We start from the raw sequence: 24,810 nt of genomic DNA on the forward strand, positions 1-24,810 counted from the left end.
GCTCACGGGGCTGCTGAGCACGGACGCGTACCGAATCCGAGGCCCCGGGACGGGGCCTCGACGCGTTGTGCGGACCGGGCCTCGCCACCCGGTGGGAGGACCCATGACCGCACAACGGCACTACATCACCACGACCATTCCGTACGTCAACGCACGCCCGCACCTGGGCTTCGCGCTGGAGATCGTCCAGGCGGACACCCTGGCCCGCCACCACCGCCACCGAGGCGGCCAAGTGCGATTGCTGAGCGGGACCGACGACAACTCCCTCAAGAACGTGCTCGCCGCCGAGGCCGAGGGCATCGACGTGCAGGCGCTGGTCGACCGCAACGCCGAGGCGTTCGCCGCCCTGCGCGGCCCGCTGGCGCTGTCGCTCGACGACTTCATCCGCACCAGCAGCGACCCCCGCCACCGCATCGGCGTCGAGCGCCTGTGGCGGCGGTGCGCCGCCGCCGGCGACCTCTACCGCAAGGAATACGAGGGCCTGTACTGCGTCGGCTGCGAGCAGTTCTACACCGAAGCCGAACTGGTCGACGGACAGTGCGCCGAGCACGGCACCGAACCTGAACTGGTCACGGAGGAGAACTGGTTCTTCCGCCTGTCCCGCCACGCCGACCGGCTCCACGACCTGATCGCCGGCGGCGCCCTGCGCATCGAGCCCGCGGCCCGCCGCAACGAGGTCCTCGCCCTGATCGAGGGCGGACTGCGCGACTTCTCCGTCTCCCGTTCCCACAGCCGCGCCCGCGGCTGGGGCATCCCCGTGCCCGACGACCCGTCCCAGGTCGTCTACGTGTGGTGGGACGCGCTGGGCAACTACGTCACCAGCCTCGGCTACGGCACCGACGACCCCCTGTACGAGCAGTGGTGGGTCACCAGCGAACGCCGCATCCACCTGGTCGGCAAGGGCGTGGTGCGCTTCCACGCCGTGTATTGGCCGGCCATCCTGCTGTCGGCCGGACTGCCGCTGCCCACCGACATCCTCGTCCACGACTACCTCACCGTCGACGGCCGCAAGATCAGCAAGTCCGGCGGGACCACCGTCGACCCCGTCGCCCTGGCCGACGCCTACGGCACCGACGCGGTGCGCTGGTGGCTGCTGCGCGAGGTCCCCCGCGTCGGGGACGCCGACTTCACAGCCGACCGGCTCGTCGCCCGCGCCGACGCGGACTTCGCCGGGGGGCTGGGCAACCTCGTCCACCGCGTCGTGACGATGGTCCACCGCTACCGAAGCGGGGCCGTGCCCCCGCTCGGCACCGACCGGTTCGCCGTGGCGACGCTGCTGGACGTGTGCGAGCAGGCACCCGCCCGGATCGACGCCGCGCTGGCCGACTTCGACTTCCGCGGCGCCGCCGACGCCGTCTGGAGCATCGTGGAAGAAGCCAACCGCTGCATCGACGCCACCCGCCCCTGGGAACTGGCCAGAGCGGAACGGCAGGGCAACGCCAGTGCGGCCGAACGCCTCGACGCCGTCCTGGCCGCGCTGGTCAAAGCCTGCCGCGTGCTGGCCGACGAACTGCGGCCCTTCATCCCCGACGCCGCCAGGCGGATCGCGGAGCAAGTGACGCCCGCCGAGGGGAGTCTGGCGCCCGCGAACCCGCTCTTCCCTCGCATCAATGCAGGGTGGGTCGGTAGATGAGCTCTTGGATGTGACCGTCGAGCGTCCGGTTCTCGATCAGCTCCAGGTCGAAGTCGGCCGCACCCTGGAAGATCGGATCCGCCCCCGTCCGACCGGTGATGACGGGGAAGAGCGTCACCTGCAAGCGGTCGACCAGGCCGGCGGCCATCAGCGCCCGGTTCATCGACAGGCTGCCGTGCGAGCGCAACGGCACCTCGGACTCCTCCTTGAGCCGGGCGACGACGTCGACGGCGTCGCCGCTCACGACGGTCGCGTCCGGCCAGTCGAGGGGGCCTTCCAGTGTCGTCGACACCACGGTTGCCGGCATGCTCCTCATCCGCGTGACCCATGGGTCCCGCACGTCGGAGTCCTCGGTGCTCTCGGCCAGCATCCGCGCGAACGCCCGGTACGTGTTGGCCCCGAAGACCATCCGCTGCTCCGCGTCGTACAAGGCCAGGCGGTGGTCGAGCAACTCGGGGCCCTGCTTGCCCCAGTAACCGGTCCAGTCGCCGCCGGCGGCGCCGTAGCCGTCGAGGCTGGAGAAGACGTCGAAGGTGTAGGTAGCGGTCATGTCGTTCTCCTCGAATGCGGTTGATCGACGGGGGTACGGAGGGGCGATCTCCTCCGCGGGCCTTCGGCGACCGTCGCACGTACAGACCCGGCACGCTTCCGGAACTCATCGCTGTGCCAACCACCAGTGGCCCTGACCACTCGAATGGCACAGGAGACGCGGCCGCGGGCGGACAGCGGTTGAGAACGTTCAGCACCGCTCAGCGCACTGTGCAGGCCCAGCCGCGGGCCGGGCTTCGGCGGGCCTTCACCAGGTGTCGACGCAACGGCGAGAGCCGCGCCGCCCGGAATCAGGGTCATGCAGCAGCGTGCTGATCCAGCGTCGGGACTCGGCCGGGTCGATGACGTCGTCGATCTCGAAGACCGATGCGACGTTGAGGGCCTTGCCGTGCTCGTACGCGGCCGCGACCCTGCGGGCGAACTCCCGCTCGCGCTCGTCCGCGTCCTCGATGGCCGCCAGCTCCCGGCGGTAGCCCAGCCGCACCGCACCCTCGATGCCCATCGGCCCGAACTCGCCCGTGGGCCACGCCACCGTGAACCGGGGGATGCGGAAGCCGCCGCCCGCCATGGCCTGGGCGCCCAGCCCGTAGCCCTTGCGCAGCACGATCACCCCGAACGGCACGGTGAGCGCCGAGGCGTGGACGAACATGCGGCTGACATGCCGCACGGTCGCGGTCTTCTCCGCCTCGGGGCCGACCATGAACCCGGGTGTGTCGCACAGGGAGACCACCGGCAGTCCGAACGCGTCGCACAGCTGCAGGAAGCGGCTCGCCTTGTCGGCCGCGTCGGAGTCGATGGCGCCGCCCAGATGCCGCGGGTCGTTGGCGAGGATGCCGCACGGGCGGCCCTCCACCCGGGCCAGAGCGGTGACGACGCCGCGTCCGAAGTGCCGTCGCAGCTCCAGGACCGAGTCCGCGTCGGCGAGGGTGGCGATGACCGCGCGCACGTCGTACGCCCGCCGCCGGTTCTCGGGAACGAGGTGGCGCAGTCGGCCCTGGTCGGGGCACTCCCATTCCGTCACCGGGCCCTGGAAGTACGACAGATACGTGCGCGCCAGCCGGACGGCGTCCGCGTCGTCCTCGGCCTCGAGGTCGATGACGCCGTTCGCCCGCTGGACCTCGACCGGCCCGACGTCCTCCGGGGCGAAGCTGCCGAGACCCCCGCCCTCGATCATCGCGGGGCCGCCCATGCCGATGCTGGCCTCGGGCGTGGCGATGATGACGTCGCAGCAGCCGAGCAGCGCGGCGTTGCCGGCGAAGCAGCGCCCCGAGCCGATGCCGACCAGTGGCACCTTCCCGCTCAGGGACGCGAACAGCGCGAAGGCCGTGCAGTCCAGGCCGGAGACCACCGTGCCGTCCACGTCGCCCGGCCGGCCGCCGCCCCCTTCGGCGAACAGGACGACGGGCAGGTCCGCCTGTTCGGCCAACGCGAAGAGCCGGTCCTTCTTGCGGTGGCCCATCAGGCCCTGGGTGCCGGCCATGACGCTGTAGTCGTACGACATGGCCACCACGCGCGCGGACCGGGGGCCGAACCGGTCGGCGCCCACCGTGCCCACGCCGCCGACCAGGCCGTCGGCGGGGGTACGGCGGATGAGGTCGTCCAGGGACCGGCGGCTGCGCTGGGCGGCGATGGCCAGGCCGCCGTACTCGATGAAACTGCCCGGGTCGCACAGGTCGGCGATGTTCTCGCGGGCGGTGCGCCGCCCCTCGGCGTGCCGCCGGGCGACCATCTCGGGCCGCTCGGCGTCGTCGCCGAACCGCTTGCGCGCCCGCACCTCCTCCAGATCGGCGCGTGGGGCGTCCGGGTCCTGCCGTTCCTCGGGACGTGGCTCACCGTCCGCCGCGCCGGTGGTCTCCATCACCACCAGCGGCTGGCCGGGCTCGGCCAGATCGCCCAGCTGCGCCCGGACGGCGACGACCACGCCGTCGCCCGGCGCTTGGAGCAGGTGCTCCATCTTCATGGACTCCAGGACCACCAACGTGGTTCCGGCCCGTACGCGCTCGCCTTCGGCGACGGCGACGTCGACGACGGTGGCCGTCATGGGCGCGGTGAGGGTGAGCGTGCCCTGCGACTCGAAGGCGTCGGGGACCTGCGCGTCGTTCTCCGGGTCCCTCTCCTGCGGGACCAGTGCGGGCAGGAGTTCGTCGACGAGCGCCGTGTGCAGCCGTCCGGCGACGACCTCGGGTGCCTCCAACAGCCGCCGCAGCGCCTCGGCGTTGGTGGCGACTCCCTCGACCCTCAGCTCCGCCAGGGCGCGCCGGGCGCGGGCGAGCGTGTCGGGCAGGCTGCCGGAGCCGTCGTGGGCGACGAGCTTGGCCAGCAGCGAGTCGAAGCGCTGGCTGACCCGGCCGCCGGGGAACGCGGCGGTGTCGACGCGCACGCCCGGCCCGGCCGGCGGCCAGAAGACGTCCAGCGTGCCTGCGGAGGGCAGCACCGTCCCGTCGGGACGGACCGTCTCGGCGTTGACCCGCACCTGCACCGCGCAGCCTCGGGGAACGGGAACCTGCCCCTCCCCGATGCGGTCCAGGCTCTCGCCGGAGGCCACCCGCAGCTGGGCCTTGACCAGGTCGATGCCGGTGACCTCCTCGGTGACGGTGTGTTCGACCTGGATGCGCGGGTTGGCCTCAAGGAAGGAGAAGCCCGGGGAACCGTCGCCGGTGTCCACGAGGAACTCGAACGTGCCGAGACCGGCATAGGCGACCTCCCGTGCCATGCGCAGCGCCGCATCGTGCAGCCCGGCCCGCACCGCCTCGTCGAGGCCGGGCGCCGGCGCGATCTCCACGATCTTCTGCCGGTGCCGCTGCAGGCTGCAGTCGCGGTCGCCGTAGCCGACGACGGCGCCCGTGCCGTCGCCGAGCACCTGCACCTCGACATGGCGGGCACGCCGCAGCAACTGCTCGACGTAGACCGCGCCGTCGCCGAAGGCGTGCGAGGCCTCCGAACGGCAGCGCCGCATGGCATCCGCCAACTGCCCTGCCTCGTACACCGGCCGCATGCCGCGCCCGCCACCACCGGCGACGGCCTTGACCATCACCGCGGCACCCTCGCCGAGGCCGGCCATGAAAGCCCGCGCCTCCTCGATGCCGGTGTCGCCGGACGTCGCCGGCAGCACCGGCACGCCGAGGCGCGCGGCGAGTCCACGGGCCGCGGTCTTGTCGCCGAGCGTCCGCAGCACCTCGGGGCGCGGTCCGACCCAGGTGAGTCCGGCGTCGGTGCACCGCTGCGCGAAGTCGGCGTTCTCGGCCAGCAGTCCATAGCCGGGGTGGACCGCGTCGCAGCCCGTGCGCACCGCCGCGCCGACCAGAGCCGCGGCGTCGAGGAAGGCCGTCGGCCCCTCGCCGTCGAGCACCGCGACCTCGTCGGCCATGCGGGCGTGCAGCGCGTCCGTCTCGTCGCGGGAGCACAGCGCCACCGTGAGCAGGTCCAGTTCGCGGGCGGCGCGGATCACCCGTACCGCGATCTCGCCGCGGTTGGCGACCAGCAGCTTGGCCAGACCCATCGTCAGCGGTCCTCTCCGTAGGCATCGGCAGCGGCCGGGGACGCCGAAGACACGGCGATGCGCGCGGCCTGCTCCAGCAGTTCCCCCTTCTTCACCTTGCCGGTGGTGGTCATGGGCAGGGCGTCGACGCACATCACCAGGGGCACCTTGTACGGGGCCATGTTCGCCCGCGCCCACGCGCGCACGCCCTCGGCGTCGAGCTCGGCGCCTGGGCGGGGCCGGACGAACGCCAGTGGCACCTGCCCCCGGCGGGGATCGTCCATCGGGACCACCGCCGCGGTGAGCACATCCGGGTGCCGGGCCAGCAGCGCCTCCAGCTCGGACGGGAAGACGCTCATACCCGAGACCTTGATCATCTCCTTGTCGCGGCCCAGATAGTGCAGGCACCCGTCCTCGTCGATCATCCCGATGTCGCCGGTGTGCAGCCAGCCGTCGCGCAGGACCCTGGCGGTGGCCTCCGGCTGCCGCCAGTATCCGGTCAGCAGGGAGGGAGAGCGTACGAGGATCTCGCCGCGCTCGCCCAGCGGCAGCGGCTCGGCGCTCTCCCCGTCGGCCACCATGAACTCGGTTCCCGGCACGGGCAGTCCGCAGAAGACCGGCTCGGTCAGCAGGTCGTGGTCGCCGTCCTGGAATCCGGTGGTGAAGGAGTCCGCGGTGTGCGTCTCGGTCATGCCGTACGCCGCCTCCTGCAGCACGCTGTGCTCGCCGGCCAGGGAGCTCCACCGGGCCCGGAGCGCCGGCGTCAGCTTGCGCACGAACGACATGGCCCGCGGCTGCGCCAGGCTGGACAGGTCGGTGCCGGGCAGGCCGGGGTGGTCCATCAGCTCGACGTAGTTGTCGACCGTGCCCAGCATCAGCGTCACGTGGTACCGCTCGATCGCCTGCAGCACGGCCTCGGGGTCCCACCGGGTGAGCAGCACGATGCCGCTGCCGGTGAGCAGCGGCAGCAGAATGCCGAAGTCCTCGCCTGCGATCCAGAAGACCGGCACGTAGATCAGCAGCACGTCGGGGTTGGCGCCGGAGAGGTCCATGCCGCTGGAGGCCGCCGCCGTCGCCGCGGTGTAGAGCATGTGCCGCTGGGTGTGTTCGCACCCCTTGGGCAGGCCGGTGGTCCCTCCGGTGTAGTTGAGCGCCGCGAGCGCGTCGAGGTCGGCCGGCTGGTCCTGGCCGCGTTCGCCGCCGACGGCCTGCCCCCACCCACTGCCGGCCGGGCCGACAGCCGCCAGGCCGGGCGGCAGCGGCAGCGCCGGATCGGACGGAAGCATGTCGGCGAGGCTGGTGACGAGTACGTACCGTACGGCGGTGTCGGGCCGCACCGCATCGACCAGCGGTCGCAGGGTGTCAAGGGTGATCAGGACCTCCACCCCGGCGTCGGCCAGTTCGTGCCGCAGCTCGTGCTCCCGGAACATCGGGTTCATCGGGACGTGCACGGCTCCGGCGCGCAGGAGGGCGAGCATGGCGACGACGAACTGCGGGCAGTTGGGCAGGAACACCCCGACGCGGTCTCCGGGGCGTACGCCGCTGCGCTGCAGCCAGCCGCACAGCCGCGCCGTCAGGTCCTCCAGCGCCGCGTACGTGATCTGCTCGCCGTAGAAGGTGATCGCGACGCGGTCGGGATGGCGCCGGGCCCAATGGCATAGATAGTCGGTGAGTGGCCGCTGCCCGAGCGGGTACACCACCTCCCTCGGCATCGAGTCCGGCCATACGCGCTCCTGGCGGGCCCGTACATCGGCCAAGTACTCGTCCACGCGCGCGCTGTCCGCCACAACGGCCTCCACCTGCCCCTGAGATACCAACCGGTCGGCATGTGCCGCATCACGGTAGGGGAGCCCGCGGGTCGGGACAAGGGTCGGGGACGAGTCCCTCAGAGGTGACGAACAAGCCAAAGACAGGACACCGTCAGCCGCTTTGCCTTCCAGATCGGAGGCGTCCTCGACGGCTCCACAATTCGTTTGAACCAATCGACTGATCCAGTCATCGATCCCGTCGGCCCCAGAGACGGGACCGGGACACCAGGCCCCGCACGGACAGAGTCCGACGCCGCTGAGCAGGCCGACGGAAATCCCTGTTCACCAACCCTTTCAGACCCCGATCCCGGGGGTGAGTCAACGTTGGCCACCCACTGATTGAATGCGATACGGGTGAATCGTGAATTGATAGAACCAGGGCTGATGAAAATCAAGTGGCGGACATGCGCGCAGGTGCTTCCCTTCTCGGCCAAAGCGGCCATCCACGCGCGGAGACCGCGTATTCGGCAATGGCGGTAATTCGGCTTCAGCGCCGCTTCGCATCCCGGCATGCTCTGGGTGCCCAGGCGTCAGGGCTGATCACCGGGCGAGCAGACGTCGGCCATGGCGGGCAGGGAGGGGTCCGGGGGCCGGTTATCGGGTCCCGGCTGCGGTCGGCAGACGACGCGTCGGCGTCGTCGATACCTGTGCCATGCGGTTGATCCGGCGATCGAAGCAAAAAGGCGCGGCCCTTTGACCGATAGAAATTCAGCGTCCTATTTCAGGAGCAGGTCATGAAGAGAACGCACCATCGCACCGTGGCACTTCTGGCCACGGTGTGCGGTTTCACTCTGTGCCTCCCGGGCGTGGCCCACGCGGCCGACGCACCGTCGCCACAGCTTTTTGCCACAACGCTGGTGAACAAGACCGGCACCACCATCACGGTCACCGCCGGAGTCGGCCGGGGCAACACGATCAGCGTCTGGCAGTCGGGCGGCAGCATCAGAATCAGGGACACCGGCGACACGGTCGCACCGTCCGGCGACTGCACCGCCGTCAGCACGACCGAAGTCGCCTGCAGGGCCGCCGACGCCACCGAACTCGTGGTCAACGCGGGCGACCAGGACGACACCGTCACCTCCTCGCTGGGGGCCCTCGGCGTCACCCTCATCGGCGGTGCCGGCAACGACAACCTCTACGGCGGATCCGCAAACGACACCCTCGAAGGCGACGAGGGGTCCGACTTCCTCTCCGGCGGCGCGGGAAACGACACGCTGACCGGAGGAGCCGAGGCGGACAGGATCTTCGGCGGCTCCGGCAATGACTCCATCGAGGGACGCGGCGGCTCGGACATCGTGGACGGCGGTGCCGGCAACGACGTGATCTACGGCGGCAGCGGCAACGAGCAGATCGTCGCCGGCGCCGGCAACGACTACGCCGAGGGCGGCAACGGCCGGGACACCATCGACGCCGTGGACAACGTCAGCGGCAACGACTACGTCGAAGGCGGCGCCGACGTGGACGACTGCCGCGCCGACCTGGGCGACAACGTCAGCGGATGCCCCTGACGCCGGCGTGAGCGAGCAGCACGCCAGTACCCGTACCCGGCGAGACCCGTACACGGCGAGACAACACGAAAGGCGGGCACCGATGAGAACACGAGGCATCTGCACCACGGCGTTGGCGATCGGCGCACTCACCTGCGCCCCGCTGACCGCCGCCTCCGCCGCACCCGGTGCGGCCCCCGGCGGGGGCCTGGCCGGCACAACAGTCGTGCAGGAGGTGGGCGACGCCCTTGTCGTCACGGCGGCCCAAGGTGTGGCGAACGACATCACCGTCCGGCGTCAGGGCAACGTTGTCGTGGTGACGGACACGGGGGACACCGTGTCCGCCGTAGCCCCGTGCCAGTCGACGGGGACGCACACGGCGGAGTGTCCGCTGCCCGTCACATCGATACGGGTCAACGCCGACGACGCCGATGACAGCGTCAGCATCTCCCCCAACCTGGAGGCCGCCGGAACGGTGATCGGCGGCGCGGGTGACGACCGCCTCAACGGCGGCCCCCGGGCGGACCGGCTCGTCGGCGACGACCCGGCTGCCACCGGGCTGCGGGCGACGCCGGGCAACGACACCATCAACGGCGGTCCCGGCAACGACACGATCTCCGGGCTGGCCGGCAACGACACCATCAACGGCAATGCCGGCAACGACACCCTCAACGGCGACGACGGCAACGACACCCTCGGGGGTGATCAGGGCAACGACACCCTCACCGGGGGCCGCGGCAACGACACGCACAACGGTGGCGAGGGCAACGACACCCTCAACGCCGTGGACAACGTGATCGCCAACGACAGCCTCGACGGCGGCCTCGGCTTCGACACCTGCAACCGCGACACCGGCGACACTGCCGTCAACTGCCCCTGATCAACGACTCGTTTCCTCGGTACTGCGCCCGCACACCGTGGTGCGGGCGTCGCCGGACAGCCGTACGGCTGTCCGGCGGCAGGATGACAGCACACCAGCACTACTCCGTGCCGTACGCCGGCAGGCGCTCCGGCAGCGCGAGCCGCGGGAACCGGTCGTCGTGGAACGTGATGATCTCGGTGATCGCCCCGCCGGTGACGCGCAGGACATCGATCGTCAGCGGCAGGTACGCGCCCTCCTGCTTCCGCCAGAGGTAGAAGGCGACGGCGGGCTGCCGGTTCACGGAGGTGGGGACGGCGCGCAGGCCCGTCATGCCCTCGAAGCCGTCCTCGATCCAGCTGTTCACGACCGTGTCGCGGCCGATGTACAGCCCCGGCGTGGGCGGCATCGAGCAGCGGACGTCGTCCCGGAGCATCGCGGCGAGCGCCGGGATGTCCGTGGCCACGCTGGCGTCGGTGTAGCGGCGTACCAGCTCACGCGTCCTGGCGTCCTCCTCGCCGCCGGTCCAGTCCTGCCGCTCGGCGGGCAGGTGCTCCCGCATGCCGGCGCGGGCCCGCTGCAGCGCGCTGTTCACTGAGTTGACCGAGTCCCCGAGGAGCTCCGCGACCTCCTTCGCCCGCCAGCCGAGCACGTCGCGCAGGATCAGCACGGCCCGCGGACGCGGCGCGAGGTGCTGGACCGCGACCAGGTACGCCAGCTCGATCGTCTCCCGCGCCACGGCGACGGCCTCCGGCTCGTCCGCGTCGCCCGCGGGCAGCTCGTCGAGCAGTCGGTCCGGGTAGGGCTGCAGCCACCGCACCTCGCCGCCGGTCGCAGGCTCCGGGCGGCACTTGGCCAGCAGGTCCAGGCAGGCGTTGGTGGCGATCCCGTACAGCCAGGCCCGGAACGTCGACCGCCCCTCGAAGGTCTCCCGCCGCCTCCACGCGCGCAGGAACGTCTCCTGCACGGTGTCCTCGGCGTCCTCGAACGCCCCGAGCATCCGGTAGCAGTGCACGTGCAGCTCCCGACGGTGCCGCTCCACCAGCCCCGAGAACGCCGGCTCGTCGACCTCGCTCAGCCCGCCCACGCCCAGCTCCTCCAGCCGCGTGTCCGCTCTCATCACGTCATCCTTCCGCCTCGCCGACCCCCGTCGTAGGTGTGACGGGTGCGGGCGCGAAAACTCATCACCCGGCTCGGTCGGCACGGCAGACTGCCGCGGGCTGGTGTACCTGTGGTCTAGCTGGTCTTCCACTTCTGGTTGTCGCCGCCCCAGCAGGACCAGAGCTGGACCTTGGCGGTGGCCAGGTCCTTGTCCAGGCACAGACCGGACTTCAGTGAGCGGATCGTGCCGTCGGAGTAGAACATCCACTTCTGGTTGTTCTGCCCGTTGCAGTCGTAGGTGCCGACTTCAGTGCCGTTGCTCGTGCCTTCACGGTAGGCGTCCAGGCATTTCGTGCCGCCGTAGACGGTGAGCTGTCCGGAGGGCGTCAGGGTCCACTGCTGGTTGGCGCCGCCCGAGCACTGGTCGTAGACCTGGACCTGGACGTTGTCGTGGCTGACGTACGGGACGTCGAGGCAGCCGTTGCCGTCGGCGTTGCGCAGGATGCTCGTGTGTGAGCCGGGGTCGGCACCCCAGGCACGCTTGACGGCGTCGATACCGCTGATGTTGCGGATGCCCACCGCCAGGTCGGCACCGCTGCCCTCGAGGTCGAAGAGCGAGTAGTAGTCGTGGTCGGGGTACTCCTGGTACTTGCCGCCGATGGCAGGCCAGTAGACCGCGCCCATGCCGAGTTCGTGGACGGTGTCGGTGTCGGCGCGCAGGTACCGCACGAAGTTGTCGGTGCTGTTGGCGTCGTTGTAGTCCTTGCCCGCGTCTGCCCCTGCGCCGTCCATCGGTGCGCCGAACTCGTCCAGGACGGTGCGCTTGGCGCAGGTGCCGAACTTGCTCTTGAAGTCGGTGACCCACTCGCCATAGGTCCTCGCCGGCTTACCGAAGGCGTAGTGGTGGAGCGAGAGGTAGGTCCCGTCGAGGCGGGAGTCGGCGCACACGCTCGTGACGTAGTCGTTGTAGCCGGGTCCGCTCACGATGATGCGGTTCCTGGGGACCGATGGGCTGTCGGCGATCCACTTCGCGGCGATGTCCGCCCACTCGGTGGCACTGTGCCCATGAGGCTCGTTGAACGGCTCGAAGTAGACCAGGCCGTTGGACCCGTACTTGTCCGTCACGGCCTTCCACATCGCCTTGAACGCGTCCGCGTCGACGACCTTGCCGTTCCAGCCGGGCCCGTCCGGTTTCCCGTCGTTGTTCCTGTCCTCGCCGTCCCCTTCCCAGTAGGAGAGGATGACCTTGAAGCCCTTGGCTGTCGCGGCGTCGATGGCGCCGGCGTACCTGTCGCCCCACGTCGTGCCGGGGACAGAGTGGCTGTTGATCGGCAGCCGTACGGTGTTGGCGCCGAGCGTGCTCTGGAACCCGCTGAGGACGGAGTTGGCCTTGGCCTTGACGGTCTCGTAGCTGTCGGATTCGTTCAGCCCCTCGGGGACAACGGCGCCGTAGGTGAAGTTGTCACCCACCCTGGCCCAGTTCACGCCTTGGAACCGGGCGGCGTCCAGCGTGGAGTCTTCGGCGGCGGCCGGTGATGCGCCGGACAGGGTACTGATCGACACGGTGATCAGCCCGGCCAGCAGACCAGCTGCCACACGGCGCGGGGCGCGCGTACCTGTGGGAGGGGGTGCGGTGGAGTGGGAACTGGGTCGGGTGGGCTGGTAGTTGAGCATGTCGTGTCCCTTCTGTGCTCGCGGCTCTGTGTAGACGGCTCTGTGCAGTCGGCTCTGTGCAGGCCGACGATCGAGGTGGCGCGGACGGGCGCCGAACCGGGGCTCGACTTCGTTTGAGTCGTGGCAACTGTCGGTTCGAGGTGGGTCCGCTGGAGTCGGCTTCGCCTGCCGAGCGGTCCATCTCCTGGACTTGGCGGGGACTCTCGGCATCGGCCGACTGTGTGGTACTGCGATCTCTCGATCACCGGTCGGAATGCTGCGGCTCTCGGTCAGGCAATGCGAGTACTCCGCTGCCGCGCCTTCGTCACTGGTCGAGCGCCTTCGAGCCCGAGGTGACGGTCTTCGGGTCACGCCGGTCGGGGCCAGGGCAGGAAGGACCGGGACCGGGGAAGAAAGGTGCATGCATGACGACTCCTGGGCAGAGCAGCGGGCCCTTTGGGATGCAACCCACGAGGGCACAAGTTCGATCAGAAGCAAACGCGACCAAACGGAGGATGGCCCATAAGATCCGTTCGGCCTGCCGAACGTCAAGGGTCGCGCACCCCCTTTTTCCGACCCTTACGAAAACGGATGACCTGGAGAAATCGCTTTCCGCATGCGCTCGTTGATGAATCCCCGCAGGCGAGAGGTGATGGATGCACCGCCCACCCATGACCTGCATCGGCCCACATTGCACACCAAGCGAGCAACTGCGAGAAGCGCCGACCACCCCAACACATCGTTCGACATAGCGGACGGCATGCGGAATGCAGTACAGCTCCGATAGTTTCGAAGAGGCTTCCTCTAACCCCTTGCAGAAGCGTCGCGAAGCTCCTAGGTTCCCGGTCGGCGCACTACCCGAGTTGCCGCCGTGGAAGAAGGCGCGGGCAGCAAATGGACACCCTCCGAGTCGATCCGGGCAGCATCCTCGCCCCAGATTCGGCCGGACCTCCCCTCCGCCTGCTCAAATGCGGAAGTCGATACGGGCCCAAGCGGCTCGGAACGCATGACGCTCCCACCTAGCCATGCAACTGAGACCCCCTGTAGAAAAAGCCACATAAAACGAACCTAACGGGCCCCGTCACCGCGCGACGCGGCCTTCACCCCTCCGCTCTGCGACCTCGTGAGGGATCCCACAAGCGGGGCGACAAGTGGCGCACGGACGTCGCGGGAGCTATCGTCAGATAGTAGAACGACCGGTCTTCCTACCTCTGGCGGAGCGGTCGATCAGGCTTCCTGACTGGGGCTGCCTCCGGGCGGAGACATGGCGGGAGGTCGCCGGTGTAGGTCGAAGAGAGATCAAAAGTTCCGTGAAACCAATCCGCGCCCCGGCCCGGCCGGGGCCCTGCACAGGGTCGCCGCTCGATGGCGCCCCGACGGGGTCAGCCTCCCGACCGGATCAGCCGGACCGCGTCCAGCAGCGTCTTGTGGGCGGCCGTCGAGTCGTCCAGGTAACCGGCGGCCATCGCGCCGTCGTACAGCATCAGCAGCGCACCGGCGGCCGACTCCGGGTCGGCGTGGCCGAGTCGGGTGAGCAGGTCCTGGAAGAGGGAGCGGATCCAGACCCGGTGGGACGCCACCAGGCCCCGGATCGGATGGTCGGCGTCCGGGTACTCGGCGGCGGCGTTCATGAACGGCGATCCGCGAAAGCCGCGCTCGCGGGCGTGCTCGGCGATCGCCTCGAAGATCAGGTCGATCGCCTCCGCGGGCGGATGCGCGGCGGCCAGCGGTTCCGCCACCCCCTTGTAGTAGGCGTCCTTGGTCAGCAGATAGGCCACGACCAGGTCGTCCTTGGAGGCGAAGTGCCGGTAGAAGGTCGCCTTCGTCACGCCGGCCTCGGCGATCAGCCGCTCCACGCCGATCGCGCGCACACCCTCGTAATAGAACAGCCGCGACGCGGCCCGGACCAGACGTTCGCGAGGAGGCAGGTTTGCCTCACTCGTGCTGTCCTGACGCTTGGCGTTGGTTGTCTTCTGCCCAGTAGTACTCACTTCCCCATTCTGCCCGTGACCCAGCTCTGAGTGGCCTCCACCCCCATACGGCCGCACCAGCGCTGTCACTCTCCATCCCCTACGGCATCCCTAGGGCATGCCCTACGGCCCGCAACGGCGTGGCCGTTCATCGAAAGGTTTGAACCATGACTCGTCGTCTCGAAGGAACCGCCGCCCTGGTCACCGGGGCCTCCAGCGGCATCGGCCACGCCACCGCCCTGCAGCTCGCCGGCGAGGGTGCCTCCGTGGCCCTGGTCGGCCGGCGCGAGGACCGGCTCACCGACCTCGCCGCGCAGATCACGGACGCCGGCGGGAAGGCCCTGGTCGTGCCCGCCGACATCACCACCGCCGAGGCCGCCGCGGAGGCGGTCGAGCGGACCGTCGACGGTCTGGGCCGCCTGGACATCCTGGTCAACAACGCCGGCCTCATGCTGCTCGGCCCCACCCCCGGCGCGGACCTGAACGACTGGCGGCGCATGATCGACATCAACCTCATGGGCCTGATGTACACCGCCCACGCGGCCGTCCCCCACCTGGTGAAGGCCGCCGCCGACGGGCCGCGCCAGGTCGCCGACCTCGTCAACATCAGCTCGCTCAACGGCCGTGTGGCCTACCCCATGATGGCCGTGTACGGCGCCAGCAAGTTCGGTGTCAACGCCTTCAGTGAGTCGCTGCGCCAGGAACTGGCCCGCCAGCACGTGCGGGTGTCCGTCGTCGAGCCGGGCAGCGTCGACACCGAACTGCGCACGCACAACCCGGAACCGGTCCTGAAGGCACTCGCCGCCGGTCTGGGTGACATCGAGCGCCTCCAGAGCCAGGACATCGCCGACGCCGTCGGCTACATCGTGACCCGCCCCCGTCATGTGGCCGTCGGCGAACTGCTCGTACGCCCCACCGAGCAGGCCTGACCACCCATTCCGAGGCCAACTCCCTGATACACAAGGAGTCGTGATGGCGGCCCGCGTTCCTCTCACAGCAGCCGACACCGTCGTCCGGGTCTGCCTGCTGCTCGCCACCGCCATCGCGCTCGGAGACGGCCTGCAACTGCTGGCGCAGGGAGGCCCCGCGGACGCGGACGACGTGCACCGCTTCATGGCAGGCGTCTACATCGGCTGGGCTCCCCTGTTCTTCTGGACGGCGGCAACGATCCAACGGCAGGGAGTGCTCGTCTACTTCCTGGCAGTTCCGATCTTCCTCGGAGGCGTGGGCCGGCTGGTCTCCTTCGCCCAGAACGGCATCCCCAGCCCGGTGGGGGTCTTCCTCGCCTCCGCCCTCCTGGATTTCACCCTCTCGATCGTCCTCGTCCGGGCGCAGTCCACCGCCCTCAGGTCCAGACGAGCGGCGACGACTGCCTGAGGTACTGGTCGCGGGAGGGCCGGCCGGCGAGGAAGGTGGGAAGAATGACACGGAAAAAGATTCTGGCGGTGGTGACCAACCAGGCCACCTACGGGGCGAGCGAGCACCGGACCGGACTGTGGCTGGCCGAACTCGTCCATTTTTACGACAAGGCGGTGAAGGTCGGCCACACCGTGGATGTGGTGAGCCCGGCGGGCGGCGAGGTGCCGGTCGACCCGCGAAGCCTGGGCCGGCTGTTCGTCGACCGGACGGTGCGCGGATATCTCGATGACCCGGCCTTCATGGCCTCCCTGAAGTCCACCGCTTCCATCCGCGATGCGGATCCGGACGACTACTCCACTGTCTTCTTCACAGGCGGCCACGGCACCATGTGGGACTTCCCCGACAGCGCCGACCTGCAGCGAACCGCCCAGGCCATCTACGCCGACGGCGGCATCGTCTCCTCGGTCTGCCACGGCGCCTGCGCCCTCATCAACCTTCGCGACGCCGACGGGAACCCGCTCGTACGGAACCGCACCGTCACCGGCTTCGCGACGGTCGAGGAGAGACTGGCCGGAGTGAAGGGCAGGGTGCCGTTCCTGCTGGAGGACGAACTGCGCTCGAAGGGGGCCAAGTATGTGCGCTCCACCATCCCGATGACACCGCACGCCGTGCGGGACGGCCGCCTGATCACAGGCCAGAACCCGGTCTCCACCAAGGCCGTCAGCGATCTGATTCTCGCTGCCTTGGCCGAGACCGAATAGCCCGTACGACACCTGGGCGCCCGCGTCGTCACCACTGTCCGCGGCCTCGAGCACGCGGCCAGGGCACGAGCCCTCGGCGCCGGCCTCGCCAACCCGGATACAACGTGACGCCGACCCGCCGCCGCTCGCGTAGCAGGCGGCACGCCTGGGTTGGATCGCGCCCGCCCTTGACTGCCTCGGTCAACGCCTCGCCGGAGGCAGGCGAGGGAGGCCTCGTGAGTTGGGCGGGACGACTTCCTCGAAGCGCTCGGCCAGCAGGACGCGGAACCGGCGGGCGGGCCTGAGGGGAACGGCGTGGAGGTAGGTGAACGCGGTGAAGGCACCCGCCGGGGCGAGCACCGCGGACGTCGCGTCCATCAGCCGATGTTGGACGGCTGTGGGAAAGAGTGCCCAGGGCAGGCGCTGACCACCACGTCGGCGCTGTCGATGCCACGCTCCTCCAGCAGGTGGCGCAGGTTTACGGCTCGCGCCGGATCGCCTCCGCCCTCGGGTGGCGGCCGCGACCGCCGAGCCGGCGCTGTATCCCGGCGATGAACGGTCCTCTGCCGGCCACCAGTTCCACCACGACGGGCTCGCCGCGCTCCGGCACTGGGGTGCAGACCGCCTCGGCCAGGTGTCAGGTGTCGCGAGCTGGGCACGACGGCCCCCATCCAGAGCCCAACAGGAAGACCGGTCGTTCTACGGTCGACGGCAGCCGCTACGAATGCCCCGCGCCACTCCGGTCAGGCCGAAACGCCGGCGTTCTACGCCATCCCCGCCGGACACCGGCCCCTCCACGGACTGCCGACCTCGTCGAGTCCGCCGTCGCCGCCGTCCGCCCGAGCGCGAAGATCATTCGCGGGACTTCGGTCGAACCTCCGGTCACCGCTCGATCGCTCGCGGACCAGCACCCGCACAGCGCGCGCGTCAGCGCGGGAAGACGACCGTCAGCAGGCGGAAGAGTTCGGCGCGTTCCTCGTCGGACAGCTGGTCCAGGCCGGTGTGGGTCTGTTCCATCCGCCCGCGGATCGTGTCGATCGCCTTCTCGCCCACCTCGGTGAGGGCGACGTTCTTCACGCGACGGTCGGTGGCGCTGACCTCACGGCGGACCAGCTCGCGCTTCTCCAGCCGGTCGATGATCCCGGTCATGTTCGACGCATCACAGGCAAGGGTGTGCGCGAGCGAGCGCATCGAGGCGGGCGCGCGGCGCAGCACCGAGAGGGTCTTCGCCTGGCTCGACGTAAGGCCCAGGTCGGCGGCGGCGGCCGTGAAGTCGGCGTAGTGCGTACTGACCGAATGGGCGAGCAGCTCCATGAGCTGGACCTTGGACGGAATCGGGGACATGCCTCGAGAGTACCGCGAAAAGCTTGAACCTCCCAACCTTTGACATTCACCAAGCTCTTATTGTTTGATGTCCTCAAGCATCGAGTACCTCAATGGTCTCCCTCCTCGACCATCGATGCATCCATCCTTCGGGCACCCCTTCCACCGGAAAGAAGACCGTGAAGTCCTCCCTTGCCACCGCGCCGGAGCGCCGCACCGGCAGCCTCAGCCTCGTCCTGGTACTGGGCCTCGCCGCCATGGTCGTGTCGATGATGCAGACCCTGGTCATCCCGATCCTCGGCATCATCCAGAACGACCTCGGCGCCACCACTGCGCAGGTCAGCTGGGTCACCACCGCCACGCTGCTGTCGGCCGCGGTCTTCACGCCGCTCCTCGGCCGCCTCGGCGACCAGCACGGCACCAAGCCGACCCTGCTCGGCGTGCTGGTGGTGATGGTCGCCGGATCCGTCCTCGCCGCGACCACGAGCTCCATGCTCTGGCTCATCGTGGCCCGGGTGATGCAGGGTGCCGCCACCGCGATCTTCCCGCTCGCGCTGTCCGTGCTGCGCGCCGAGGTCGAGCCCAGGCGGCTGCCCGGCGCCATGGCCCTGGTCAGCGGAACCCTCGGGTTCGGCAGCGGCCTCGCCCTGGTGAGCGCAGGACTCCTGTCCCAGGGTGCGCACCCGGACTACCACCAGGTCTTCTGGCTGGCCGCCGCCCTGGCCACCGCGGCCCTCATCGCGGTAGCGGTCGCCGTTCCCGCGCCCCGCACCCGGCCCGGCGGTCGGACCGACTGGCTCGGCGCCACCGGTCTCGCCCTGGTGCTCGTCCTGCTCCTGCTGCCCATCTCGCAGGGCCACTCCTGGGGCTGGACCTCGGCCCGCACGCTCGGCCTCTTCGCCGGCGCCGCCGTCATGACCGTCATCTGGGTCATGATCGAGCGCAGGGTCCGCGAGCCCCTGGTGGACATGAAGATGTTCGTCCACCGGCCGGTGCTGTTCACCAACCTCGCCGGGCTGCTCGTCGGGTTCGCCATGTTCGCGCAGTTCATCGGCGTCTCCTACCTGGTCCAGACGCCCTCTGACATCGCCGGTTACGGCTTCGGCGCCTCGGTCCTGCGGGCCTCCGTCGTCTACCTGCTGCCCTCCGCCCTCGTCTCGCTGGTCGCCGCCCAGTTCGGAGGCGTACTGGTGCGCCGCGTCGGTGCGCGTCTCACCCTCGCCGTCGGTGCCGCCTTCGGGGTCATCGGTTTCGCCTGGCTGACCCTCGCCCACGACACCACCGCGTCGGTGATCCTGGCCGGCATGGTCGTCGGCATCGCCATCAGCTTCGGTTACGCCGCGATGCCGGCCCTGATCGTGGCCGGCGTCCCGCACCACCAGACCGGCATCGCCAACGGCATCAACTCCATCTCCCGCTCCGCCGGCAGCGCGATCGGCAGCGCGGTCATCACCTCGCTGCTCGCCTCCAAGACGCTCGACAACCTGCCCGCCGGGGTCCCCGCACTGCCCGCCGAGAGCCAGTACACCCTGAGCTTCGCCCTCGCCGGTATGGCGTTCCTGCTGGTCATCGGTGTGGCCATGGTCGGCCTGGCAGTCCGCCGCAGGTCCTCCTCGCCGGCCATCGGCACGCTCGCCGCGTCGAGCGACGACGAGACCGCTCCCTCCGCACCGAGCGACGCCGAGACCACGCCCGCCCGCACGGCCGTCACTGCCTGACCGCGCCACCTGTACGGCCGCGGCTCTCCTTCCCTGGATGCCGAGCGGCTCTCCCCCTCACCGAACGGGACACGACTGTGACTGACACCAAGGCAGCCTTCACCCTCGACGACACCTTCACCGCCGCCGAAGCCACCGCGCTGGTGCACCGGCTGCGCGCCACCTTCCGCACCGGCCGCACCAAGCCCCTGGCCTGGCGCCGGCAGCAGCTCATCCGCCTGCGCGAGCTGCTCACCGACAACCGCGCTGCGATAGCCGACGCCCTCTACGCCGACCTGCGCAAGAACCGCGCCGAGGCCGACGCCATGGAGATCGATCTCACGATCGCCGAGATCGACGACTACCTGGAGCACCTGGAGGAGTGGACCGCCCCGCAGCCCGCCCCCGTGACGATGCCCGGAGTCACCGGCAGCACCGCCCACACCGTCTTCGACCCCCTGGGGGTCACCCTGGTCATCGCGGCGTGGAACTACCCGGTCAATCTGCTGCTCGTGCCCGTCGCGGGCGCGCTCGCCGCCGGGAACGCGGTCGTCATCAAGCCCGCCGAGTACGCCGCCCGCACCTCGGCACTGCTGGCCGAGCTGCTGCCCGCCTATCTCGACACCGACGCCACCGCGGTCGTCGAAGGCGGCGCGCCGGAGACCACCGCGCTGCTGGAGCAGCGCTTCGACCACATCTTCTACACCGGCAACGGCACCGTCGGCCGCATCGTGATGACCGCCGCCGCGAAGAACCTCACCCCCGTCGTCCTCGAACTCGGCGGCAAATCACCGGTGTTCGTGGACCGGGACGCCGACATCGCCACGGTCGCGCAGCGCCTGGCGGTCACGAAGTTCGCCAACGCCGGACAGACCTGCGTCGCCCCCGACTACGTCCTGACCGACCCGGACACCGCGGCCGAACTGCAGGCCGCCCTGGTCGTCGCGCTCAAGGCGCTGTTCGGTGACGACCCGCAGACCTCCGACGCCTACGGACGCATCATCAACGAGCGGCACTTCGACCGGCTGTCCGCACTGCTGGCCTCCGGCCGTACCGTCACCGGCGGGCGGACCGACCGCGCGGACACGTACATCGCCCCGACCGTGCTGGCCGATGTCCGGCCCGACGAACCCGTGATGCAGGAGGAGATCTTCGGTCCCATCCTGCCGATCCTGACCGTGGCGGACCTGGACGAGGCGATCACGTTCATCACCGAGCGCGACAAGCCGCTCGCCCTGTACGCCTTCACCGAGAACGACACCACCAAGCGCCGCCTCGCCGTCGAGACCTCCTCGGGCGGCCTCAACTTCGGCCTGCCGATGCGTCACCTCGCCGTACCCACGCTCCCGTTCGGCGGCGTCGGTGAAAGCGGCATGGGCAACTACCACGGCCGCTACTCCATCGAGACCTTCAGTCACCGCAAGGCCGTCCTCGACGTCCCGCTGAGCTGAACCACCCCGGAAGAAGGCATCCCCATGCCGTACGCCGCCCACATGGCCACCGACCTCGAACCCGAGAACAAGGAACACGAACGCATCATGGACGACACGCTGGAGCAGCTCGGCGCCGGCAAGTACATGCTCGTCACCAGCTACCGCAAGAACGGCACCCCGGTCGCCACCCCGGTGTGGGTGGTGCGCGACGGCGACACGCTGGGCGTGCGCACGCCCGCCGAGTCCTGGAAGGTCAAGCGGATCCGGGCCCGCGGCGACATCCTCGTCGGCCCCTGCGACCTGCGCGGCAACCCGACCGGCGAACCGGTCCCGGCCACCGCCGAGATCACCGACGAGGCGACCGGCGCCCGCTACCGCAAACTCATCGCCCGCAAGTACGGCATCCTCGGCCGACTCATGATCCTCCAGAGCCGGCTCCAGGGAAGGGACAGCACGCTGGGCATCCGCGTGCGGCTCACCGCGTAACAGGGTGCAAAGGGGCTCGGCTCATGGAGACAGCGCAGCGTCAGCAGCAGGCGGCGCCCGGCATCTTCACCTCCTTCGCCCGCTTCGTATTCTTCGGCGGCGGAGTGGGGCTCGCGTCCGGCTTCGCCGTGGCGGCCCTCGCCTCCTGGATCTACTGGGGCCTGGCCAACGCTCTGATCACCGCGGTGTCCACGCTCCTCGCCACCGAGCTGCACGCCCGCTTCACCTTCGGCGCAGGCGGGCGCGCGACCCGGCGCCAGCACGCGCAGTCGGCCGGGTCCGCGGCGGCCGCATACGCGGTGACCTCCGTGGCGATGCTTGTCCTGCAACAACTGGTGCCGGCACCCGGCGTGGTGCTCGAACAGGTCGTCTACCTGTCCGCCTCCGCACTTGCCGGTATCGCGCGGTTCGCGGTGCTGCGCCTCGTTGTCTTCGCGCGGAGCCGCTCGCAGGTCGCGGGCACCGTCCGCACCGCCCGTCTCGTGCACGCCACCGCGCCCCGCGCCGCGGCACCCGCCGGCCCAGTGGTGCTGGGCCACGCCGCCTGACCGTTACGCCGGGCCAGGACATCGGTGAAGGCGGGGGCGTCTTCGGCAGCCGGTTGCAGACGCCCCGCCGGTCACCGTTACTTCTCTGCCTAGTAGTCGATGTTGAGAGCAGAGATGAGTCCGCTCGGGCCCACGGCACTTCCGGCGCCGGCGGTGCGGGAAGTGGGGTGGGTGAGGGCTGCCTTGTGCCCGGGGCTGTTGAACCAGGTCTCCATCATCTCCTCCGGTGTGGCTAGGGAGATATTGGGTGACCAATAGAGGACTTCGTAGCCGCAGTGCTCGCTGGGGCCGGGCTGTCGGGCGGCGTTCTTGTCCGCGCATGCCTGGGCGGCTTGCACCTGTTGGGCATTTTCCTTGACCTCGGGTAGTCCCAGCGCGCGGCGACGTTCATTGAGCAAGGTGATCAGCTGCGATGTCAGTGACGGAGCCGTCGGGTTCGTCTTGACGGTCGGTTTCGGGGCTGCGTCGCGCGTGGGCGGCGTTGTCCGCCTCTGGGGCTTTACACCGGTCGGCGGCGAACTGGTAGCCGGTGGGGAAGACGGCGAGGCCGTGGATTCTTCTGTGGCCGACCTCGTGGGGGATGCGGTCGGCGACGGCGTCGAGGATTCGGATGCGGACTCGGGCTCCCCCTCGGGGGTGGCGATCGCCCGCGTCGGCCGGTGACCGGTGTCCGGCGACAGGATGGCCATGGCCGCACCGGTGCCTCCGGCGGTGATCAGTGTGACGGCGGCGGCCACGACGGCACGACGCCGCCTCGGTATGCGGCGTTGTATGCGCAGGCTGCGGCGTCCAGGTGGATTGCCGGTCCCCGGCGTGCCGAGGACGATGGTGTCCGCCTCGACGGCGGGGTACCGACCGTCCGCGCCCGGGTCGGTGTTCCCGCCGTAGTGGGCCAACTCGGCGGGGCCGCCCTGATCCGTGTGCACGGCCAGGTCCGAGGGACCACTTGCACCCGTCTGCACGCCGGTCTCGAATGCCGCGTTCTGGGCCGGCAAGCCGTTGTCCCTGACGGGCGCGAACCCCGCGAGGCCGGACAGCGCCCCGGCCGATGCCACCAGGCCCAGGCCCGCCAGCAACTTCTCGGCGGGCAGGAGGCCGGCCTGCAGGCGCGAGCAAAGCGTGCAGTCGCGGGCGTGCCGCGCGATCCGCTTGCGCCACAGCGCCGACGGGACGCCGTCCCAGAGCCCGATGCTGTCGTCGAGCAGCACACAGCGGGGCACCGCGGCCAGCGCCCGCACCACCAGGCGGGCCGTCTCCAACTGGGCCTTCATCCGCTGCACTCGCACCGCGGTGTGCTGCGGCGACAATTGAAGCGCCGCGGCCACCTCGCCCCGGGTCAGCTCGCCCGCGGCCTCCAGCCACCACAGCGCCAGAAGCTCCCGGTCGGCGTCATCCAGCCAGCGGGTGGCTTCGGCCACCTCCTGCCGCTGTCCCTGAAGCCCCAGCTGGACGATCGTCAGGTCCACGAAGTCCGCGCCGGGGTCGGCCACGTCGTGGAGATCCTGCAGTCCTGCAACGGCCGGCGCCGCCTTGCGGGTGTCCCAGTGGCTGCGGATCCGGTTCATCGTGATGGACACCAGCCAGGACCGGAACTGTTCTGGATCACGCAGCGAGCCGAGCCCGCCGAGCGCGCGGAGCATGGTCTCCTGCACCACGTCGTCGACGTCGGCGTCCCCGTTCAGTGCCCGGCCCACGATGTTGTAGACCAACGGCAGATACGCGGCGACCAGTTCATCCTGTGCCCACAGGGCCCCTTGTCGGGCCGCCTCGACCAACGCGGCGTCGCGTTCCCTGCCCGCTTCCACGGCTGACCACTTCCTTTCCCGGTGCTCGAAGTGCCTTGCCTCTCCTATGGGAGACCTCGGCCCGGGGAGTGGGATAACAACAAGCGCGCCGCGAACCTGGGCGACAGCCAAACTTGTATCGAGAGATTGACACAAGATCCCCCCTGGGGCATCTTGTACTTACTACTCGATACAAGCAGCCTTGCGGCAAGCGGCGTCCACTGCCGCCCGTGCAGGCCGCGCAGCCGCCATCCTCACTGGGGTCTTCATATGCTCGATACCCACCAGCCCGAATCCCGCCCCCGCGCCCACACCGACCGCTACGCCCGCTGGGCCGGTCTGGTTGTCGGCGTCGTGGCCGCACCGCTATGGGCCACCGTGGACATCACCAATCACGGCATGAGCAGCTTCGACGCCGGGGTGCCCTTGGTGAGCTTCGTGACCGCCTTCGGCCTGTGCGCGCTGGGCGGAGTCCTGCTCGGCGACATCCTCACCCCCCACCCTCAGGGCGCGATACGCACCGCCAGTCTCACCCCACGCCGGGTCCGAGACCACGTGCCGCCCCGTATCACTCTCTTGCTTCTCCTCCAGGGGGTGTTCCTCGTCGCGCTGGCGGGTCTGGGAGATGCCCTGGGAACCCAAGACGCCATGAACCGGGCGATCGGGGCGCAGGACGGCTGTGACGGAACCGAACCCCCCGTCATTTTGTGGCCCGGCATGTTCGACGGCAGGCAGATCCTCGGTTCTCTCGCCATCGGCACGGTCGCCTGCGCCTGGGCCTTGCGTCGTGGGGGGCGCCCCGCGGGGGGGGGCCCCCCCCCCCCCCCCCCCCCCCGGGGGCCGGCCGGCCCCCGGGGGGGGGGGGGGGGGGGGCCCCCGGGGCGCGCCCCGGGTTAGGGAAA

General features: G+C 70.1%; 19 protein-coding genes. 10 read left to right on the plus strand and 9 right to left on the minus strand.

Going from position 1 to position 24,810, the window contains the following annotated elements; translation table 11 throughout:
* Positions 1–103: 103 nt before the first annotated feature.
* Positions 104–1,633: a methionine--tRNA ligase gene (metG, locus tag ACIBU0_RS02295; RefSeq protein ID WP_398810358.1), complete on the plus strand. Its 1,530-nt coding sequence runs from the start codon at positions 104–106 to the stop codon at positions 1,631–1,633.
* Here metG and ACIBU0_RS02300 read toward each other — a convergent pair.
* The 3 genes from ACIBU0_RS02300 to ACIBU0_RS02310 form a co-directional block, all read right to left on the minus strand.
* Positions 1,608–2,183, minus strand: coding sequence for a dihydrofolate reductase family protein (locus ACIBU0_RS02300; protein ID WP_398810361.1), 576 nt, complete (start codon positions 2,181–2,183; stop codon positions 1,608–1,610). The two genes, metG and ACIBU0_RS02300, sit on opposite strands and share 26 nt — an antisense overlap.
* Positions 2,184–2,429: 246 nt before the next feature.
* Positions 2,430–5,681 (minus strand): carboxyl transferase domain-containing protein, encoded by a 3,252-nt coding sequence (locus ACIBU0_RS02305; protein ID WP_398810363.1) that lies wholly within the window; start codon positions 5,679–5,681, stop codon positions 2,430–2,432.
* Positions 5,682–5,683: 2 nt separating this feature from the next.
* A complete protein-coding gene (locus tag ACIBU0_RS02310; protein WP_398810366.1) occupies positions 5,684–7,447 on the minus strand; it encodes an AMP-binding protein in 1,764 nt (587 codons plus the stop codon).
* A 755-nt stretch (positions 7,448–8,202) separates the two neighbouring features.
* Here ACIBU0_RS02310 and ACIBU0_RS02315 point away from each other — a divergent pair.
* A complete protein-coding gene (locus tag ACIBU0_RS02315) occupies positions 8,203–8,976 on the plus strand; it encodes a calcium-binding protein (RefSeq protein ID WP_398810368.1) in 774 nt (257 codons plus the stop codon).
* A gap of 82 nt (positions 8,977–9,058) precedes the next feature.
* Complete coding sequence (locus ACIBU0_RS02320) at positions 9,059–9,835, plus strand: calcium-binding protein (RefSeq protein ID WP_398810371.1); 777 nt, start codon at positions 9,059–9,061, stop codon at positions 9,833–9,835.
* Between the two features lie 100 nt (positions 9,836–9,935).
* Here the strand turns inward: ACIBU0_RS02320 and ACIBU0_RS02325 are convergent, their stop codons facing one another.
* The 3 genes from ACIBU0_RS02325 to ACIBU0_RS02335 all read right to left on the minus strand — a co-directional run bounded on the left by ACIBU0_RS02325 (position 9,936) and on the right by ACIBU0_RS02335 (position 14,559).
* Positions 9,936–10,934, minus strand: a complete 999-nt coding sequence (locus ACIBU0_RS02325; RefSeq protein WP_398810374.1) for an RNA polymerase subunit sigma-70 — start codon at positions 10,932–10,934, stop codon at positions 9,936–9,938.
* 116 nt (positions 10,935–11,050) lie between these two features.
* Positions 11,051–12,511 carry a ricin-type beta-trefoil lectin domain protein gene (locus tag ACIBU0_RS02330; protein ID WP_398810376.1) on the minus strand — a complete coding sequence of 487 codons (1,461 nt, stop codon included), beginning with the start codon at positions 12,509–12,511 and terminating at the stop codon, positions 11,051–11,053.
* Positions 12,512–13,950: 1,439 nt separating this feature from the next.
* Positions 13,951–14,559 (minus strand): TetR/AcrR family transcriptional regulator, encoded by a 609-nt coding sequence (locus ACIBU0_RS02335; protein WP_398810378.1) that lies wholly within the window; start codon positions 14,557–14,559, stop codon positions 13,951–13,953.
* 146 nt (positions 14,560–14,705) lie between these two features.
* Here ACIBU0_RS02335 and ACIBU0_RS02340 point away from each other — a divergent pair, with 146 nt between their 5' ends.
* From ACIBU0_RS02340 to ACIBU0_RS02350, 3 genes are read left to right on the plus strand one after another with little or no spacing between them, the layout of a single operon-like run.
* Complete coding sequence (locus tag ACIBU0_RS02340; RefSeq protein WP_398810381.1) at positions 14,706–15,467, plus strand: SDR family NAD(P)-dependent oxidoreductase; 762 nt, start codon at positions 14,706–14,708, stop codon at positions 15,465–15,467.
* A 43-nt stretch (positions 15,468–15,510) separates the two neighbouring features.
* A complete protein-coding gene (locus tag ACIBU0_RS02345; protein WP_398810383.1) occupies positions 15,511–15,915 on the plus strand; it encodes a DUF4345 family protein in 405 nt (134 codons plus the stop codon).
* Positions 15,916–15,959: 44 nt separating this feature from the next.
* A complete protein-coding gene (locus ACIBU0_RS02350) occupies positions 15,960–16,658 on the plus strand; it encodes a type 1 glutamine amidotransferase domain-containing protein (RefSeq protein WP_398810386.1) in 699 nt (232 codons plus the stop codon).
* 180 nt (positions 16,659–16,838) lie between these two features.
* Here ACIBU0_RS02350 and ACIBU0_RS02355 read toward each other — a convergent pair whose 3' ends face one another.
* A complete protein-coding gene (locus tag ACIBU0_RS02355) occupies positions 16,839–17,015 on the minus strand; it encodes a hypothetical protein (protein ID WP_398810389.1) in 177 nt (58 codons plus the stop codon).
* Between the two features lie 549 nt (positions 17,016–17,564).
* A complete protein-coding gene (locus ACIBU0_RS02360) occupies positions 17,565–17,981 on the minus strand; it encodes a MarR family winged helix-turn-helix transcriptional regulator (protein WP_398810392.1) in 417 nt (138 codons plus the stop codon).
* 92 nt (positions 17,982–18,073) lie between these two features.
* On the opposite strand from ACIBU0_RS02360, the gene ACIBU0_RS02365 reads away from it, so the two are divergent.
* The 4 genes from ACIBU0_RS02365 to ACIBU0_RS02380 all read left to right on the plus strand — a co-directional run bounded on the left by ACIBU0_RS02365 (position 18,074) and on the right by ACIBU0_RS02380 (position 22,124).
* A complete protein-coding gene (locus ACIBU0_RS02365; RefSeq protein ID WP_398810395.1) occupies positions 18,074–19,678 on the plus strand; it encodes an MFS transporter in 1,605 nt (534 codons plus the stop codon).
* Between the two features lie 140 nt (positions 19,679–19,818).
* A complete protein-coding gene (locus ACIBU0_RS02370; RefSeq protein ID WP_398811733.1) occupies positions 19,819–21,108 on the plus strand; it encodes an aldehyde dehydrogenase family protein in 1,290 nt (429 codons plus the stop codon).
* A gap of 87 nt (positions 21,109–21,195) precedes the next feature.
* Positions 21,196–21,576 (plus strand): PPOX class F420-dependent oxidoreductase, encoded by a 381-nt coding sequence (locus tag ACIBU0_RS02375; RefSeq protein WP_398811736.1) that lies wholly within the window; start codon positions 21,196–21,198, stop codon positions 21,574–21,576.
* Between the two features lie 23 nt (positions 21,577–21,599).
* The gene (locus tag ACIBU0_RS02380; protein WP_398810397.1) at positions 21,600–22,124 is read left to right on the plus strand and encodes a hypothetical protein; all 525 of its coding nucleotides are present in this window, start codon (positions 21,600–21,602) and stop codon (positions 22,122–22,124) included.
* Positions 22,125–22,213: 89 nt separating this feature from the next.
* On the opposite strand, the gene ACIBU0_RS02385 is transcribed toward ACIBU0_RS02380, so the two are convergent.
* Positions 22,214–23,929: a sigma-70 family RNA polymerase sigma factor gene (locus tag ACIBU0_RS02385; protein ID WP_398810399.1), complete on the minus strand. Its 1,716-nt coding sequence runs from the start codon at positions 23,927–23,929 to the stop codon at positions 22,214–22,216.
* Positions 23,930–24,810 lie beyond the last annotated feature (881 nt).

Source organism: Streptomyces sp. NPDC049627, assembly GCF_044465645.1.
Classification (GTDB): Bacteria; Actinomycetota; Actinomycetes; order Streptomycetales; family Streptomycetaceae; genus Streptomyces.